Raw genomic sequence first — 16,867 nt, 5'->3', positions numbered from 1 at the left:
GGCCGAAGTCGCTAATCTTTGGTGTTTACGCGTTTCAAACACTAACTTTTATTTCCCATGGTCCTTTTCCCGCAGGTAATGCCCCAGCCCGAAGTGAACCATGGCCTCTTTGCCAGTGATAATCCGTTTGATGTTGCCCTTGTGCCGGTATAGCACCAGGACCGTCAGAATCCCAGCAACCAGTGACAGGATCAGGTCCCGTTCGCAGAGGGCAATGATGAAAATTGAGGTGATGCCGATGATACTGGCAACACTGGCCATCGACGTTAGGAGAAGAGTACCGATAAAGATCAGGCAGGCAATCCCAAACAGCGGCGGGTTATACGCCAGAAGAATCCCGGCGCTGGTCGCCACGGCTTTTCCGCCGTGAAAGTGGTCGAAGATTGAAACCGTGTGGCCCAGTGAAGCAAAGAGGCCAATCAATAATGGGTTGACGCTGTGGCTGACCCCGAGCAGGTAGGGCTGGCTGGCCGCCAGGGTTCCTTTGAGAACGTCCATGAAGAGGACGACGGTTCCCGCCTTTGGCCCCAGCGTTCGGAAGGTATTGGTAGTGCCGATATTGCCGCTCCCCAGCTGCCGAATATCCTTATGATAAAAAATTCGTCCGATCCACAAACCTGACGGGATCGAACCGAGTAAGTAGGCGATGATAATCATCCCACATATTTTAACCGTCATCTTTAATTCTCCTCAATAATGTGCTTATCAAAGTTAGGATACCATGAAAAAGCGTTTGACGATAGCTCTCCCTGCTTAAAAATCAGATTGTGGTTTGCGAAATAACTTTAATTTGAGTATTATCAATATTGTAACTATTTTAGCGACGAGCGCTGGCGGGATTGTCAGTCCCCAGCAGTCGTGATAAAATTCAATTAGCGAACAAATGTTCAAAATGTGGTATGGGAGGTCATTTTGTGACCACGAAGAAAGTAAAATACGATGAATCATCAATTCAGGTCTTAAAGGGTCTGGAGGCAGTCCGCAAGCGGCCGGGGATGTATATCGGCTCGACTGATGGCCGGGGGTTACACCACTTAGTTTACGAAATCGTTGACAACGCGGTGGATGAAGCTCTTTCCGGCTATGGCGACGAGATCAACGTGACCATTGAGGCCGACAACTCGATTACGGTTCAGGACCATGGCCGGGGGATGCCCGTGGGGATGCACGCCTCGGGTAAGCCCACACCAGAAGTTATCATGACGGTCCTCCACGCTGGCGGAAAATTTGGCCAGGCCGACGGCTATAAGACCTCTGGTGGCCTGCACGGGGTCGGGGCCTCCGTCGTCAACGCCCTGTCAACCAACTTAACGTTGACGATCGTGCGGGACCATGTTCGCTACCAGGAAAAGTTTAAGAATGGTGGGCAACCAGTTGGGACCCTGAAAAAGCTGGGCAAGACCCGGGTGGATAGTGGGACAACAGTAACCTTCAAGCCGGATCCGGCCATTTTTACAACCACAACTTACGACTATAATACTTTAGCAAACCGCCTGCGGGAATCGGCCTTCCTGCTCAAGGGAATCAAAATTGTCCTGGCTGATAAGCGGCCGGGCCAGGAGCAGGAAAACGTCTTCCAGTTTGATGACGGTATCCAAGAGTTTGTTTCCTACCTCAACGAAGGAAAGGATACCCTGGGCAAGACCCTCTACTTTGATGGTAAGGATCAAGGGGTCGAGGTTGAAGTCGCTGCCCAGTACAATGATGGTTACTCCGAGACCCTGCTTTCCTTTGTCAACAACGTGCGGACGCCAGACGGTGGGACCCACGAAGCAGGGTTCCGCAGTGCCTGGACCAAGACCTTTAACGAATACGCTAAGCGGGTTGGCCTCCTAAAGGCTAACGACAAGAACCTCGAAGGCAGTGACGTCCGGGAGGGGCTGACGGCGGTCGTCTCTGTCAGGATCCCGGAACGCCTGCTCCAGTTTGAAGGCCAGACCAAGGATAAGCTGGGGACGCCGGAAGCCCGCAAGATTGTTGATACAGTTGTTAGCGAACAGCTCAACTACGCCCTGATGGAAAACGGCGACTTTGCCCAAATGTTAATCCGCAAGGCCCTCAAGGCCCGGGAAGCCCGGGAAGCAGCCCGCAAAGCCCGGAACCAGGCCCGGGGCGGGAAGCGGAAGAGCCGCAAGGAACGCAACCTGTCCGGCAAGCTCACCCCGGCCCAGTCGAAAAACGCCCAGAAAAACGAACTCTTCCTGGTTGAAGGGGATTCTGCCGGCGGGTCGGCTAAGCAAGGTCGTGACCGGAAGTACCAGGCAATCCTGCCCCTTCGTGGAAAGGTGCTGAACACCGAAAAGGCGAAGCTCGACGACGTGCTGAAAAACGAAGAGTTAAACACGATTATCTACACGGTCGGTGCGGGAGCCGGCTCCGAGTTTGACGTTGACGACTCCAACTACGACAAGATTATCATCATGACCGATGCCGATGATGATGGGGCCCACATTCAAATCCTCCTGCTGACCTTCTTCTACAAGTATATGCGGCCGATGATCGAGGCGGGCAAGGTCTACATTGCCCTGCCACCCCTCTACCGGCTCCAGCAGGGAAAGGGCGCCAAGACCAAGATCACCTACGCCTGGACCAACGAAGAATTAACCAAGCTGACCAAGCGGATGGGTAAAACAGCCCAGTTGCAGCGGTTCAAGGGGCTGGGGGAAATGAACGCCGACCAGCTCTGGGAAACAACGATGAACCCGGAAACCCGGACCCTAATCCGGGTGCGGATCGAAGACGCCGAGTTGGCAGAGCGCCGGGTAACAACCCTGATGGGGAATAAGGTGGAACCACGGCGGGAGTGGATTGAGGAAAACGTCCAATTCACTCTGAGTGACGACCAGGAATCCGATGAACTGGTTGCCAGCAAGAAACACCTTAAGCAATAAGTGAGAGGAAGGAATCAGTTTCGTGAGAGACGCAAAAATTGAAACAATGTCGCTTGAACGGCTCATGGGTGAGCGGTTTGGCCGTTATTCAAAATCCATCATTCAGGAGCGGGCCCTGCCAGATATCCGCGATGGCCTCAAGCCGGTGCAGCGGCGGATTCTGTACGCGATGAATAAGGATGGCAATACCTATGACAAGGGCTTTCGGAAGTCCGCCAAGTCCGTCGGTAACGTCATGGGGAACTTTCACCCCCACGGGGACAGTTCGATTTATGAGGCCCTCGTTCGCCTTAGTCAGGACTGGAAGCTCCGTGAACCACTGGTCGAAATGCACGGTAACAACGGTTCGATGGACGGGGACCCGGCCGCGGCAATGCGGTACACCGAGGCCCGGTTAAGCAAGATTGCCGGCCTGATGCTCCAGGATATTGACAAGGACACGGTCGAAATGACCCTGAACTTCGATGATACCGAAAAGGAGCCCACCGTCTTGCCCGCCCGGATTCCCAACCTGCTCGTCAACGGGGCGACCGGGATTTCCGCTGGGTACGCGACGGAAATTCCGACCCACAACCTGGCTGAAGTTCTGGATGCCTTGATTTACCTGATTAAACACCCCGACGCCAGCCTGGAGAAGCTGATGGAGTTTATCCCTGGTCCCGACTTCCCAACCGGCGGGATTGTCCAGGGGGTTGAGGGGATCAAAAAGGCCTACCAGACCGGTCGTGGCCGGATCGTTGTCCGGGCCAAGACGGAAATCGAAACCCTCCGCGGCGGTCGTCAGCAGATTAACGTGACCGAGATTCCGTACGAAGTCAACAAGGCCCAGCTGGTGAAACGGATTAACGACCTCCGCCTGGCAAAGAAAGTCGAAGGCATCGTCGAAGCCCGGGACGAAACCGACCGGAGCGGCTTGCGGATTGCCATTGAGCTCAAACGCAATGCCAACGCGGCCGGCATTTTAAACTACCTGCTGAAAAACACCGACCTGCAGATCAACTATAATTTCAACATGGTGGCAATTGATGACCAGCGGCCAATGCGGGTCGGCTTGAAACGGATTCTGACCTCCTACCTGGCCTTTCAAAAGGAGGTCGTCCGGCGGCGGACCAGCTATAACCTTGATAAGGCCCAGCGTCGGCTTCACATTGTCGAGGGGTTAATCAAGGCCCTGTCCATCCTCGACCAGGTCATTAAGACCATCCGGGCCAGCAAGAACCGGAAGGACGCCAAGCAGAACCTGATTGACCAGTACGCCTTTAGTGATGTCCAGGCAGAAGCCATCGTGACCCTGCAACTGTACCGGTTGACCAACACCGACGTCACCGAGCTGGAGGACGAACATCAACACTTGAACGACCTGATTGACGAATACCAGTTGATCCTGAGTGACGATGAAGAACTATCGAAGGTGGTTCGCCGGGAAATGCAGGCGGTCAAAAAGGAGTTTGGCAACCCGCGGCGGACCCAGATTGAGGACCAGGTTGAGAAACTGGAAATTGACACCAAGGTTACCGTTGCCAACGAAGACGTGGTTGTCTTGGTTTCTCACGCTGGCTACATCAAGCGAAGCAGCATCCGCTCCTTTAAAGCCTCATCATTGGATGAAGACGGCCTGCGCGAGGACGATTACCCGCTGCTGGTCACCCAGACCAACACGCTGGCCCACCTCTTTATGTTTACCAACCGCGGCCACGTAATTTACCGGCCGGTCCACGAACTGGCGGACGTCCGCTGGAAGGATACCGGGGAGCACATTTCGCAAACGATCGGCCTGACGGATAACGAGGAAATTATCAAGGCGATGGTCTTTGACAAGCTTGACTTGCCAGGATCATTCATCTTCGGGACCTCTGACGGCCAGGTCAAACAGTCCGCCTATAAGGATTACCAACCGGGTTCCCGTTACAAGAGCCACGCCAGCATGGCGGTGAAGCTTAAGAGTGCTGACGCCACGGTGGTCAGTGTGGACTATTACGAACCCACGGACGAAAACCGGTCGCTCCTGGCAATCAGCCGAGAAGGGTATGCCGTCCGCTTCGACGTGGCTGACGTCCCAGTTACGGGGCTGCGCACGGCCGGTGTGCGGGCGATTAACTTGAAGGATGATGATACCCTGGCCGACCTGGTACTGGTCAAGGATGGGCAACGGGTTGCCTCAATCACCCAACGCGGGGCCTTTAAGGAAATGCCGATTGACGAGATTGCGGTCGGTGCCCGGGCCCGGCGCGGGGAACTGGTCCTGCACCGGCTCAAGAGCCATCCGCACAAGATTGCCGACTTCCTAGCCTATGACGCTGACTTTGCGGGGAACTTTGAGATTATTACCGACCGGCCGCAATTCCAGGAGGTGGCGGTTGGTGACCACCACCTTGGCTCGATTAAGTCGAACGGGACCTTTGTAATCGACACCGAAACCCAGGGAACGCCGGTCAAGATCCGGATTAAAGAAACCAACATCCTCCATGAAGGGGAACAGGAAGCACTACTGCAAAATTAACGGGGTGCATACAGACTAGTGGGGTGATTTGATGGGAATTATCAGGCGACAGATAAGGAATGCCACCCAGGAGCTGATTATGCCGCGCTATGATGACTTGCCGCGGCTGGGTCTTTACTTGGAACAAGTGACCCGCTATTTAAACCAAACCTTTGATGGCCTAGCCCCCCTGCGGATTTCCACGGGGACCGTCAGCAGTTACGTGAAGCGGGGCCTCGTCGGTCATTCCCACCAGCGCCGGTATGACCGTGAACAGCTTGCCGCCCTGATTTTTGTGGCGGCCTGCCGGCGGGTCGCCACCTTCGACGAGTTGCGGTTTTTACTGCAGGTTCAGGCCCGGAACCACGACCTCGCCGCGGCCTACGACTACTTTTGCGCCCGCCTGGAAGAAGACTACCAGTACGTCTTTGGCTTACGCCCCGACCTAGCCCCAATTGGGACCGATGACTCGGATGAGAAGGCCGCTTTGGATAAGCTGTTGTGGATGGTCAGCTGCCAGCTCTACTGGCAATCCTACCTCGACCAGGCGCGGCAGAATCATAATTCCTAGGAGGGATGCTTGATGGCGTATATTGCAGACTTGCGGGCCCTAGTTGGCCACCGGCCCTTGATTTTAACCAGTGCGTCGGGAGCCTTGATTGACAAAGATGGTGCTGTTCTCTTGCAGGAGCGGGCGGATACCGGTGACTGGGGTTTCCCCGGGGGCTATATGGATTATGGCGAAAGCTTTGGGCAGACCGTCGTCCGGGAGTTTAAAGAGGACGCCGGGGTAGTGGTGGCACCGGTGAAGCTCCTAAAACTCCAGGACGGTGACCTATATACTTATCCGAATGGGGACCAGGTGCAGCCCGTCAATGCTTTCTACCTAGTCCGGGAACTTGAGCAGAATAGCTACCCGGTCAAGGCTACGGAAACGGTACGGACGGCCCGCTTTCCGCTGGATGGGCAGCCGCCCCGCTTCTTTAACCAGCAACACGCGGCCATGTGGACGGTGGCGAGGGATTACTTTCACCGGCACCGGACAGAAATAATCCACTAATTGCCCGCACCATTACCGGAATCATGATAGAATAGTGAATGAATAATCCTGCCGCGAGGTGTTGGACCGGCGGGGGATAAATTGGAGGAATTACTTTATGGAAAAAGAATTAGTCTTTGGGCACCAAAAGCCAGATACTGATGCCATTACTGCGGCCATGGCGTACTCATACTTCCAAAACCAATTGGGATACGAGACGGAAGCAGTGGCCCTGGGTGAACCAAACGCGGAAACTCAGTTTGCCTTAAAGAAGTTTGGTATGCAGGCTCCCCGCGTGATTAAGACTGCGGCAAACGAAGTTGACAAGGTCATGCTGGTTGACCACAACGAACCGCAACAAAGCGTTAGCGACATTGACAAGCTCACCGTCACCCACCTGGTTGACCACCACCGGATCGCCAACTTTAACACTGCTCAACCGCTGTGGGCTAACTTGCGGCCATACGGCTGTGTTTCCACCATCTTGACCGAAATGTTTCAGGAAAAGCACATTGATATTCCAGCAAACCTGGCCGGAATGATGCTGTCAGCAATTATTTCTGACACCCTGCTCTTGAACTCACCAACGACGACTGACCATGACCGGGAAGCCGTTGAACACCTGGCAAAGATTGCTGGGGTTGACGACTACGAGAAGTACGGTGTAGAAATGCTGAAGGCGGGGGCCGACGTTGACGCCAAGTCTGACGCGGACATCGTTGACGGTGACGCCAAGACCTTTGAACTGGGCGGTACCAAGCTGCGGATCGGCCAGGTCAACGCGGTTGAACTGGATGACGTCTTCAAGCGCCAGGCTGACTTGGAAAAGAAGATGCGTGAACTGATGGACGCTAACGGCTACCAGGTCTTCATCCTGATCGCTACTAACATTTTAAACAGTGATTCCGAACTGCTGGTTATCGGTGACGATACGGCAAAGGTTGAACAGGCCTTCAACCACAAGCTGGATGACCACCACCGGATGAACCTGCCAGGTGTTGTTTCCCGGAAGAAGCAAGTGGTCCCACCACTGACAAAGGTTTTTGAAGGCTAATTTCATAATCCAAAAAACTCGTTCAGCTCCCAATGCTTCTGCTGAGCGAGTTTTTCGTTTTGCTTGGCGTATCGGTATGGTCGGGGGCTTATGTCCGTTTTCAGTCCGCAGAGCAAGCCGCGTGGCGGACTGCCGAGGCCGGTTGGCTAGATTTTTTGTTTCGTTTGCGTGGAGTGTTATACTAAACAAGGCATTTTAAAAAAAGTGGGTAAAGATCAATGATACAGCTTTTGAACCAAGTAATCACAAAACCGTATGCGCTATATTCCTACCGGATCTCAGCGGACCTGGCCCAGCTTTGCCGGCAAAACCAGGGGTATTTTAACCAACAGGTCTTTTGGCAAGCTGCAGATGGCAAACGAACATACTGGGGCATCCAGCCACAACGGTTTTTAGTTGGCCAATCGAGTGCAGCCATCAAAAAGTTTCAGCGCGCTTTTAGCCAGCAGTGGCAAAATTTAACACCAGCCTTTTCCTGTCAGCCAGTGTTATTGGGTGGTTTTCCCTTTGATTCCCGAGGGAAGCGTGCACCGTTTTGGCAGCAGTTAGAACAAGGCTACTTTATCCTGCCCCAGATTCTTTTTATGCAGGACAAAGAAAGGACAACCGTTAGCTTGCTTGTTCCAACCAATCAGGAGGTTAGACCACAATTGGTTACGCTGGTGGACCAGGTCGACCAAATCCTGGCCCGGCAGATTGGCCCACAGCCAGTGCCAGCGGTCCACGGAGAAGAATTAGCGGTAAACGAATGGCTGCAGCTGGTTAACCAAAGCGTGACGGCCATTATGGATCATCGCTTGAAAAAAGTGGTCCTGGCGCGGCAACTGCGTTTAACGGCTGATGCCCCCTTTAATGCGGCGGAGATTCTTCAGCGGCTGATCTGCCAGCAAGAGAACACTTACCACTTTTTAGTCCAGGCCGGTAACCGGACCTTTGTTGGTGCAAGTCCCGAGCGGCTATTAAAGGCGGATGCCAGGAACTTTACAACGGCCAGCGTTGCCGGGTCGATTCGCCGGGGTAAGACGCCCGGAGAGGATGAACAGCTCGGCCAGCAATTACTAACGGACCACAAAAATAACCATGAGCACCAGCTAGTTGTGGAGCGAATCCAGCAAGTCTTAGCCGAGTATGCGACGGCAGTAACCGTGGGCCAACAGCGGCTGTTAAAAAACCGTGATATTCAACACATTTACCACCCGATTAGCGGCCGACGGAAGCCCGGGGGAGCAATGCTTGATCTGTTAGCGGCCCTTCATCCGACCCCCGCGCTAGGTGGTGAACCACGGCAAGCGGCACTGGCCTGGCTGGCCGCGAGGGAACCGGCTGGCCGGGGGATGTACGGCGGACCGGTGGGCTGGCTCGGTTTGGGTGCTGATGAAGGTGAATTCGCGGTGGGCCTGCGGTCTGGAGTATTTAGCCAGCAGGCGGGCCTACTGTATGCGGGTTGCGGAATTGTTGCCGGTTCGGTCGCAGCTAAGGAACGGCGCGAAACCGGCTTGAAGTTTCAGCCAATGTTACGAGGGGTAAGTGACCAATGGATAATCAACAAACACTAACAAAGTATCTCCTGGCCTTTATTGCCGGCTTAAAGCACGGCGGGGTCAAGCAAGCGGTGATCAGTTCTGGTTCACGCTCCACGCCGCTTTCGGTATTGGTTGCCCGGGATCCGGAAATTAAACACTACATTGACATTGATGAACGTTCGGCGGGTTTTTTTGCCTTAGGCTTGGCCAAGCAAAGCCAGCAGCCGGTAGCGTTAGTTTGCACATCCGGCAGTGCTGCCGCCAACTACTTTCCTGCTGTTTGTGAGGCGGAGGCCACCAACCTGCCCCTAATCGTCTTGACGACCGATCGTCCGGCGGAACTGCAAGCGGTCGGTGCACCACAGGCGATGGACCAGGTAAAGCTGTACGGCAGCCATGTTAAAGCGGCGCGGGAATTGGCCTTGCCTGAGGCTGGTCCGACAATGGAGGCTTACAGTCATTGGCAAGGTTTTACGATGGTTGCCCAAGCAAGCCAGCTGCCCAAAGGTCCAGTGCAAGTGAATATCCCATTAAGAGAACCACTGCTACCAGACCTCACAGTTCCGTCGTCAGCGCCGGCGCCGACTAAGTTAATTCCAAACCAGCGCCGCGCGGATCTAAGACCGTTGGCGGCCTTGCTGGGACAAAACGGGTTGATCATTGTTGGCGAAGAGCGGACCCCTGCTGAGGCCGAGCAGCTACTGTCGCTCGCTGAGCGGCTTAACTGGCCCATTATTGGCGACCCCCTGACTAACCTGGCTACTGGTCGCAGGTCCGCAAATTACCTTCATCAGGCAGATTTGATTTTTCAGGGGACAGTGCCGCTGCCCGCAGTGATCCTACGGTTTGGCCGCTTGCCGGTCACCAAGTCGGTTGCGCAATGGTTGGGGAAGCACCGGCTGCCGACCATTTTGGTCGAGGCCGGCCAGCAATTCAAGGATCAGTTGCATACAAGCAACTACCTGCTCGACATGACGGTTAGCGAATTTATCGCGAGCGTCGAGCAGCTACCGCTGACACCAGTTTCAGGCGACTGGTTGGGGAAGTGGCAATTGCGCCAGCGGCTGGCTGCAAGTCTGCTGGAAGAAGAAATTACGGGGCAGGGCCTCAACCACTCAAGTGCAATTACAGCATTAATGGCGACCCTTAAAAATACTGACCTCTTTGTTGCTAATAGTAATGCGATCCGCCTGCTCGATCGCTTGGCAAAAGCCAGCAATCGGGGCGTACGCGTATACGGTAATCGTGGCGTCAATGGGATTGATGGCTTAAACTCAACGGCCGCGGGAATCTGTGCCCGCAGTGACCGACCATTGACAATGCTGATTGGCGATTTGGCATTCTTCCATGATTTAACCGGCTTGGCGATGATTTACCGCTATCAGTTGCCGGTAAACATTGTCCTGTTAAATAACAATGGCGGGGGGATTTTCTCCTTTCTTCCCCAACACCAGCTGCCCGCGGCCGATTTTCAGCTTCTTTTTAAGACGCCGCAAAACCTGGATTTCACCGCGGTTGCATCCTTATACCACTTAGATTATTGTCAGCCGACGACACTCGAAGCGTTTACTACTGAGCTAACAAAAACAGCGCCCCGGCTGATTGAGGTTGAAGACCAGCAAAGTGGACCGGTAAAAGTATGGCAGCACTTGCTCGCCCAATACCAACAGCAGGAGCGTGAACTAAATGACTGAACCGCAGTATCATTATCAGTGGTTAACGGACTACCAGCCGCACCGGCCTACAGTCATCTGCCTCCATGGCTTCATGGGGACTGGGGCCACTTTTATGGGCTTGTTTTCCCCAGAGCAGCCATTTAATTTCTTGGCGGTTGACTTGATTGGGCATGGTCAAACGAGTGTTTATGTCCACCCTGAGCACTACTGGATGACGGCGGTAATCGCAGCGCTGCAATCTTTAACCCGGCGCTTGCAAATTGATGACTATTACCTGCTTGGCTATTCGATGGGGGGCCGGGTCGCCCTGGCGTGGGCAATCAATGATTCACGGGTTCGTGGCCTGATCTTGGAGAGTGCCAGTCCGGGAATCGCTGACCCCGGGCTGCGTGACGAGCGCTGCCAGCACGACGATGGTCTCGCAAAGCAATTATTGACCCGGCCGCTAGTTGATTTTGTCGATCGTTGGGAACGGCTGCCATTATTCGCCAGCCAAAAAGCACTGCCGCCTGTCACCCGGATGCGCATTCGGGAAGAACGGTTAAGCCAGCAAAACTATGGCTTGGCAATGAGCCTGATGATGATGGGGACTGGCCGGCAGCCGAACTACTGGCCCCGGCTACCGCAACACGTGCCGACCCTGTTGATTGTTGGGCGCCTTGACCGCAAGTTTCAAGCAATTGCCCGGCAAATGAAGCAGACGGCACCACAGATTACGATTACGACCCTGAACGGGGGGCACTGTGTTCATCTTGAACAGGCCGCACAATTTGCAGCGACCGTCTGTGATTGGCTCGCCGTCCAGCCGGGCCAGCAGATTTAAGGGAGTTTTTATGAACAATGTAACGACAAGCAGGCCGCGGCTATTGCTCGGCCTATACCTTAACTATTTCATCCATGGTTTTGGGATCATTATTTTAGCCCAAAATATGACGGCGCTGAGTAACAGCTGGCATACCAGCATTAAGATTGTTTCGTTTGTCATTTCGGGGATCGGGATCGGGCGGCTGTTTGCGTACCTATTAACCGGTGCCCTTGCCGACCTGTTAAACCGGAAGCTTTTAATCTACCTGGGCATGGCAGCTTATTTTATTTTCGCCGTGGGCATGGTAACGACAAAAAACATCGCGGTCGCATATGCGATGGCGATCCTTGCCGGGGTCGCTAACTCGGCGCTCGACGCGGGAACCTATCCGACGCTCGTGGAGGTTAGCGGTGGCAATGGCTATGGCACCGTCCTGATCAAGGGCGCAATGTCCGCCGGGGAGTTTGTCCTCCCGCTACTGGTTGCTTGGCTGGCCGATTACCAGCTTTGGTTTGGCTGGTCGTTTATGGTGATGGCCGGATTGTTAGTGGTTAATGTGCTCAACCTGCTCCCAATTACTTTTGCCCAACGAATCCAGACGTCAGCTGCTGCCGACAGTATCGCAGCCAGCCGTTCGATGACCGGCAAAAAAGTGGTGCAAACGATCTTGCTCCTTGCCTATGGTTATAGCTCGATGGCACTTATGATCTGGTTTACCCAGTGGATTACCATCTTTGCGCAACGGGTTTTCCATTATAGCAACTTGGCTGCCCACGGCCTGCTCTCGCTGTATAGCATCGGCTCAATTGTCGGAGTTTTCGTACTCTTTTACCTGTTAAAAATCGGCACAAACGAATTTATCCTGCTGATTGGTCTGAACTTGCTGGCACTACTTTCCCTTGTCGTCCTGATTAGGGCCGGCGGGGAAGTTTGGCTTGCAAATGCGATGAGTTTGATCTTTGGTTTTAGCGCAGCTAGTGGAGTGATGCAGACGGGCCTGACCGTATTTATGAAGCTCTATCCGGCGCACCGGGGGCTAGTGACCGGGGCCTTTTATTTCTTTGGCAGTATCGCGTCCTTTACGGTGCCGCTAATTTCGGGGAGCCTGTCGGTTCACAGCGTCGGCACCGCTTTTTCAGCCAATCTCTTGGTAGCTGGCAGCGGCTTCTTATTGATGCTGGTCCTGGCACTGATTAGCCATTCACGGGAGGTAAATTAATGGAGTATTATACCGCTGGCGAATCCCACGGGCCGCAATTAACGGGAATTTTAACCGGGGTGCCGGCTGGATTAAAATTAGATGTCGAGCAGATCAACCAGGTACTGCGGAGCCGGCAGGCTGGCTATGGCCGGGGCCACCGACAACAAATTGAGCACGACCAGGTTAATATCGTGGGCGGGCTGCGGCATGGGATGACCCTTGGTTCACCGTTAGCACTGGAGATTGCCAACCGTGACCACGCCAACTGGGCCCGGATTATGGATCCGCTCAGCAGTCCGAACAGGGAAAATACCAGGCGCAAGGTGGAACGCCCGCGTCCGGGCCATGCAGACCTAGTGGGCGGATTGAAGACCCGGCACCGGGACCTGAGAAACGTTTTGGAACGCTCGTCCGCTCGCGAAACTGCCATGCGGGTAGCCATTGGAAACGTCTGTACCCAGCTATTGGCCGCACTTGGCATCCAGCTAGTTGGTTATGTCCAACAAATTGGTTCGATTGCCGTCACTGAGCCGGCAACGTTGACGGTTGGGCAAGTAGGCCGGGCCATTTTGGAAAATGATTTGCGGATTGCTAACCAAGAACAGGTGGCGCCAATTCATGCGCTAATTGATCAAAGTAGACAAGCTGGTGATACGCTTGGCGGACAAGTCCGGGTCCTGGTCGAAAATGTGCCGGCCGGGCTAGGAAGCTACGCGAGCGCGCAGGCAAAGCTGGATGCCAAAATTGCTGCGGCCGTGATCAGTGTTAACGCAATCAAGGGGGTCAGCTTTGGCGACGGGCAGCAGCTCGGTCAGATGGCTGGCAGTCAGGCGATGGATGAGATTGCATACCAAAAGCTGCGGGGGTACTACCGGCTCTCGAATCACCTGGGCGGCTTTGAGGGCGGAATGACTAACGGGATGCCCCTGGTTATTAATGCAACGGTCAAGCCGATTCCAACCTTGTATCACCCCTTGCAAACGGTGGACATTAATACCAAGCAGGCGGTCCGGGCAAATGTTGAACGCTCCGATACAACCGCGGTTGTTCCGGCGTCAGTCATTGTTGCCAGCGTGGTGGCAATCGAATTAGCTAAAGAAATTACGGCGACCTTTGAATCCGCAAATCTGGAAAGGCTAAGGGAAGCCCTTGCTCGGTACCGTCAAGAAATCAGCGAAGCGTAAGGGAGATTAGGATGAAAGAATTACAGAGGGCGGCTAACGGATTAGCCGGGACAATAAGTCTGCCCGGTGATAAAAGCATGTCTCATCGCGCGGTAATGATTGGCTCCCTGGCGACCGGTCTGACGACGATCGACCAGTTCGCCCAGGGAGAAGATTGCCAAACAACGGTGAACGCCTGCCGGGCCTTAGGAGTACAAATCGACCAAGAAAAAACGCGGCTTGTGGTTCACGGAGTAGGGCTACGGGGCTTAAAAAAAGCCCCCGATCCCTTGCAGATGAATAATTCGGGGACCACCACGCGGCTTTTGATGGGGATTTTAGCAGGCCAAAATTTTACGAGTTGCCTATTGGGTGACCGGTCGTTGAGTCAGCGACCGATGAAACGAGTTAGCGACCCGTTAACGTTATTTGGCGGCGAAGTCCAGCTATCAGCAGCGGGTACTCTACCCGCGGTGATCAGGGGGCATTTCCTCCATGGGGCCAACTACCAGTTGCCGGTTGCGAGTGCGCAGCTAAAAAGCGCCCTGCTGTTTGCCGCCTTATTAGCCGACCGGCCATCCCGGATTATCGAAAAATTGCCGACGCGCAACCACACCGAAATCATGCTGCGCCAGTTTGGCGCCGATGTAAAGACTAATGGTGACCGCGAGATTATTGTTCATCCAGCCAAAGCGCTGGTTGCGCGCACGCTGCGGGTCCCTGGGGACATTTCTTCGGCCGCCTTTTGGCTAACAGCCGGTACGCTTGTTCCACATTCACAGATTAGGCTGAGCAAGGTAGGCCTTAATCCGTACCGCACCGGAATCCTCAAAGTCCTCACACGGATGGGGGCAAACTTAGCCATTACCCAGCGCCCTGCTGATGGCGAACCGATTGGCGACGTAGTGGTTCGGAGTGGTCACTTGCGGCCGATTACCCTTGGTCCGGCAGACATTCCTGCCGTGATTGATGAGCTGCCGTTAGTTGCCCTACTGGCTGCCAGTGTGCCTGGGCAAAGTAGCATTCGGGGGGCTGGAGAGTTGCGCTTTAAGGAAACTGACCGGATTAAGGCAACTATTGCGATCCTGCGCCAGCTCGGGGTCACGGTCACAGAACTGCCCGATGGGATGGTAATTACTGGTAAGCCGGATTGGCAAGTTATGGATCCGGTATTTGATAGTTTTGGTGATCACCGCTTGGGGATGATGGTTGCAGTTGCGGCATTGAAGGCAAAGCAGCCGCTTTTTTTAGCGAATTCAGCGGCAATTGATGTTTCATACCCGCGTTTTTTTGCTGACTTAGCCCGCTTGATGAGGTAATTAAAATGGAAATTATACTAATTGGGTTTATGGCCAGTGGCAAGACGACGATTAGTCAGCTGCTGGGCCAGAAACTAGCGCTGCCGGTCCATGACCTTGATGATGAAATTGAAGCGCGCAGCAAGCTGAGGATCCCACAAATTTTTCGTCAATATGGCGAGCCTTATTTTCGGGATTTAGAAGCGGACACCCTTGCGGCAACGATTCATCTGCCCGGGATTTTAGCCACTGGTGGCGGAACCCCGCTCCGGGTGCGTAACCGGCAAGCAATAAGGGCAAGTGGTGCTAAAATTATTTTGCTGCAAGCAGCTGCTGGTAAAATCTACCGGCGGTTGCAAAAACGCTCAAACCGGCCGCTGGCAACTGGTTTGAGCGTTCAAGCCGTTGCCGATTTGCAAGCAAACCGGTCGGCGGCTTATGAAGAATGCGCAGATATTACGATTAATACGGGCGAGTTAACCGTCCAGCAGACGATCGAGCGGATCATCACTGAATTAGGGAACTTGCGCCATGGTCGGCTTCCTGAAGATGAGTAATGCCGATTTCGCATCGCTGGCCACCATTTAACCACCCGCCTTGCCTAACGTGGGTGGCTAAATGGTGGCCGTTTCGGTCGCGTACTGGTGTATTACCGCCCAGTTGAGGTCATAACCAATTCCAGCAGCGGTTGGGACCATGATTTTACCATTTTCCTGGGTAATCTCGGGGGTAATAATGTCTTTTTCAAAATACCGCTGGGAGCTGGAAATGTCATTGGGGAGGGTGAAGCCGGGGAGCGACGCAGCAGCAATGTCGGCTGCACGGGCAACTCCTGACCCCAGCATCCCCCCACACCAACAATCGAGCTGGTTGGCCCTGGCCAGGGCTTGGATTTGTTTGGCCGCCGACAGACCACCGACCCGACTAACTTTGATGTTAATGATTCGTCCACTGCCCAACTGGATCATTGCTTGGGCAGCCGCCAGTCCAGTGATGCTTTCATCAAGACAGAGCGGAGTTCTTAATTCTCGCTGGAGTTTGGCATGCTGCACAAGGTCGTCTGCTGCAAGGGGTTGTTCGATCATCAGCAGCTTTAACGCGTCGAGCCGTTGGAGGGTCGCGGCGTCGGATAATGTATAGGCCGAATTGGCGTCAGCCATTAATTCAAGCCGGGGGAACTGGTCGCGAACTGCTTTTAGGTATGCGTAATCTGCTCCAGGCTTAATTTTGACTTTTACCCGCTGGTAGCCCGCCGCAACATAGGTGCTGACTGCTGCCACTAATGCACCGGGGGATGGCTGAATGCCAATGCTTACCCCGGCGGTGACTTGCCTTTTAACGCCGCCGATGGCCTTGGCCAGCGCCTGGTGCTGCCGCTTGGCAAATAGGTCCCAGCATGCGTTGTCAATAGCGGCCTTAGCCATGTGATTGCCCCTAATTTTGTTAAACAGGCCGGCCAGCTGGTCGGGCGCGGCCAGCTCTTGGTTGAGGAGGGCGGGAAGCAGCGTGTCCTTGAGCAATAAGTATGCACTATCCCGGAACTCTTCCGTATAAAAGGGGGTGGCGAACGCGGAACACTCACCATAACCGCAGTTGCCGTTTTGATCATGCAAAACCAGCAGGATAAAATCCTTGCTGGTCATTTGTCCAAAGCTGGTTTTGAAGGGGGAGCGGAGTGGTAAGCTGATTTTATACATCTCGGCAGTACTTATTTTCATTTCTAATCCTTTCATTTACG

General features: G+C 54.2%; 14 protein-coding genes. 12 read left to right on the top strand and 2 right to left on the bottom strand.

What is annotated here, in order from left to right; all coding sequences use genetic code 11:
• Positions 1 to 48: 48 nt before the first annotated feature.
• On the bottom strand, positions 49 to 678 hold the full coding sequence (plsY, locus tag HMPREF0494_RS01900) for a glycerol-3-phosphate 1-O-acyltransferase PlsY (RefSeq protein ID WP_007123224.1): 630 nt from the start codon (positions 676 to 678) through the stop codon (positions 49 to 51).
• A gap of 221 nt (positions 679 to 899) precedes the next feature.
• Here plsY and parE point away from each other — a divergent pair, with 221 nt between their 5' ends.
• The 12 genes from parE (at position 900) to HMPREF0494_RS01840 (ending at position 15,686) form a co-directional block, all read left to right on the top strand.
• Positions 900 to 2,891, top strand: a complete 1,992-nt coding sequence (parE, locus tag HMPREF0494_RS01895; protein ID WP_007123223.1) for a DNA topoisomerase IV subunit B — start codon at positions 900 to 902, stop codon at positions 2,889 to 2,891.
• A gap of 22 nt (positions 2,892 to 2,913) precedes the next feature.
• Positions 2,914 to 5,391, top strand: a complete 2,478-nt coding sequence (gene parC / locus HMPREF0494_RS01890; protein WP_040458659.1) for a DNA topoisomerase IV subunit A — start codon at positions 2,914 to 2,916, stop codon at positions 5,389 to 5,391.
• Between the two features lie 31 nt (positions 5,392 to 5,422).
• Positions 5,423 to 5,941 carry a DUF1836 domain-containing protein gene (locus HMPREF0494_RS01885; protein ID WP_007123221.1) on the top strand — a complete coding sequence of 173 codons (519 nt, stop codon included), beginning with the start codon at positions 5,423 to 5,425 and terminating at the stop codon, positions 5,939 to 5,941.
• 12 nt (positions 5,942 to 5,953) lie between these two features.
• A complete protein-coding gene (locus tag HMPREF0494_RS01880) occupies positions 5,954 to 6,430 on the top strand; it encodes an NUDIX hydrolase (protein WP_007123220.1) in 477 nt (158 codons plus the stop codon).
• A 97-nt stretch (positions 6,431 to 6,527) separates the two neighbouring features.
• A complete protein-coding gene (locus HMPREF0494_RS01875; RefSeq protein ID WP_007123219.1) occupies positions 6,528 to 7,463 on the top strand; it encodes a manganese-dependent inorganic pyrophosphatase in 936 nt (311 codons plus the stop codon).
• Positions 7,464 to 7,681: 218 nt separating this feature from the next.
• On the top strand, positions 7,682 to 9,019 hold the full coding sequence (locus HMPREF0494_RS01870; RefSeq protein ID WP_007123218.1) for an isochorismate synthase: 1,338 nt from the start codon (positions 7,682 to 7,684) through the stop codon (positions 9,017 to 9,019).
• Positions 8,998 to 10,680 carry a 2-succinyl-5-enolpyruvyl-6-hydroxy-3-cyclohexene-1-carboxylic-acid synthase gene (gene menD, locus HMPREF0494_RS01865; protein WP_007123217.1) on the top strand — a complete coding sequence of 561 codons (1,683 nt, stop codon included), beginning with the start codon at positions 8,998 to 9,000 and terminating at the stop codon, positions 10,678 to 10,680. Before HMPREF0494_RS01870 ends, menD begins: the two co-directional genes overlap by 22 nt.
• Positions 10,673 to 11,485, top strand: a complete 813-nt coding sequence (gene menH, locus HMPREF0494_RS01860) for a 2-succinyl-6-hydroxy-2,4-cyclohexadiene-1-carboxylate synthase (protein WP_007123216.1) — start codon at positions 10,673 to 10,675, stop codon at positions 11,483 to 11,485. Before menD ends, menH begins: the two co-directional genes overlap by 8 nt.
• Positions 11,486 to 11,495: 10 nt before the next feature.
• Complete coding sequence (locus tag HMPREF0494_RS01855; RefSeq protein ID WP_007123215.1) at positions 11,496 to 12,686, top strand: MFS transporter; 1,191 nt, start codon at positions 11,496 to 11,498, stop codon at positions 12,684 to 12,686.
• The gene (gene aroC / locus HMPREF0494_RS01850; protein WP_007123214.1) at positions 12,686 to 13,852 is read left to right on the top strand and encodes a chorismate synthase; all 1,167 of its coding nucleotides are present in this window, start codon (positions 12,686 to 12,688) and stop codon (positions 13,850 to 13,852) included. Before HMPREF0494_RS01855 ends, aroC begins: the two co-directional genes overlap by 1 nt.
• Positions 13,853 to 13,863: 11 nt before the next feature.
• Positions 13,864 to 15,150, top strand: a complete 1,287-nt coding sequence (aroA, locus tag HMPREF0494_RS01845; RefSeq protein ID WP_007123213.1) for a 3-phosphoshikimate 1-carboxyvinyltransferase — start codon at positions 13,864 to 13,866, stop codon at positions 15,148 to 15,150.
• 5 nt (positions 15,151 to 15,155) lie between these two features.
• Positions 15,156 to 15,686 carry a shikimate kinase gene (locus HMPREF0494_RS01840; protein WP_007123212.1) on the top strand — a complete coding sequence of 177 codons (531 nt, stop codon included), beginning with the start codon at positions 15,156 to 15,158 and terminating at the stop codon, positions 15,684 to 15,686.
• A gap of 57 nt (positions 15,687 to 15,743) precedes the next feature.
• Here the strand turns inward: HMPREF0494_RS01840 and menC are convergent, their stop codons facing one another.
• Positions 15,744 to 16,847 (bottom strand): o-succinylbenzoate synthase, encoded by a 1,104-nt coding sequence (gene menC / locus HMPREF0494_RS01835; protein WP_040458658.1) that lies wholly within the window; start codon positions 16,845 to 16,847, stop codon positions 15,744 to 15,746.
• Between the last annotated feature and the right edge of the window lie 20 nt (positions 16,848 to 16,867).

This window comes from Limosilactobacillus antri DSM 16041, from assembly GCF_000160835.1.
GTDB classification, from domain to species: domain Bacteria; phylum Bacillota; class Bacilli; order Lactobacillales; family Lactobacillaceae; genus Limosilactobacillus; species Limosilactobacillus antri.
Note: the sequence above shows the minus strand (reverse complement) of the source record. Positions and strands in the feature narration are given on the sequence as shown.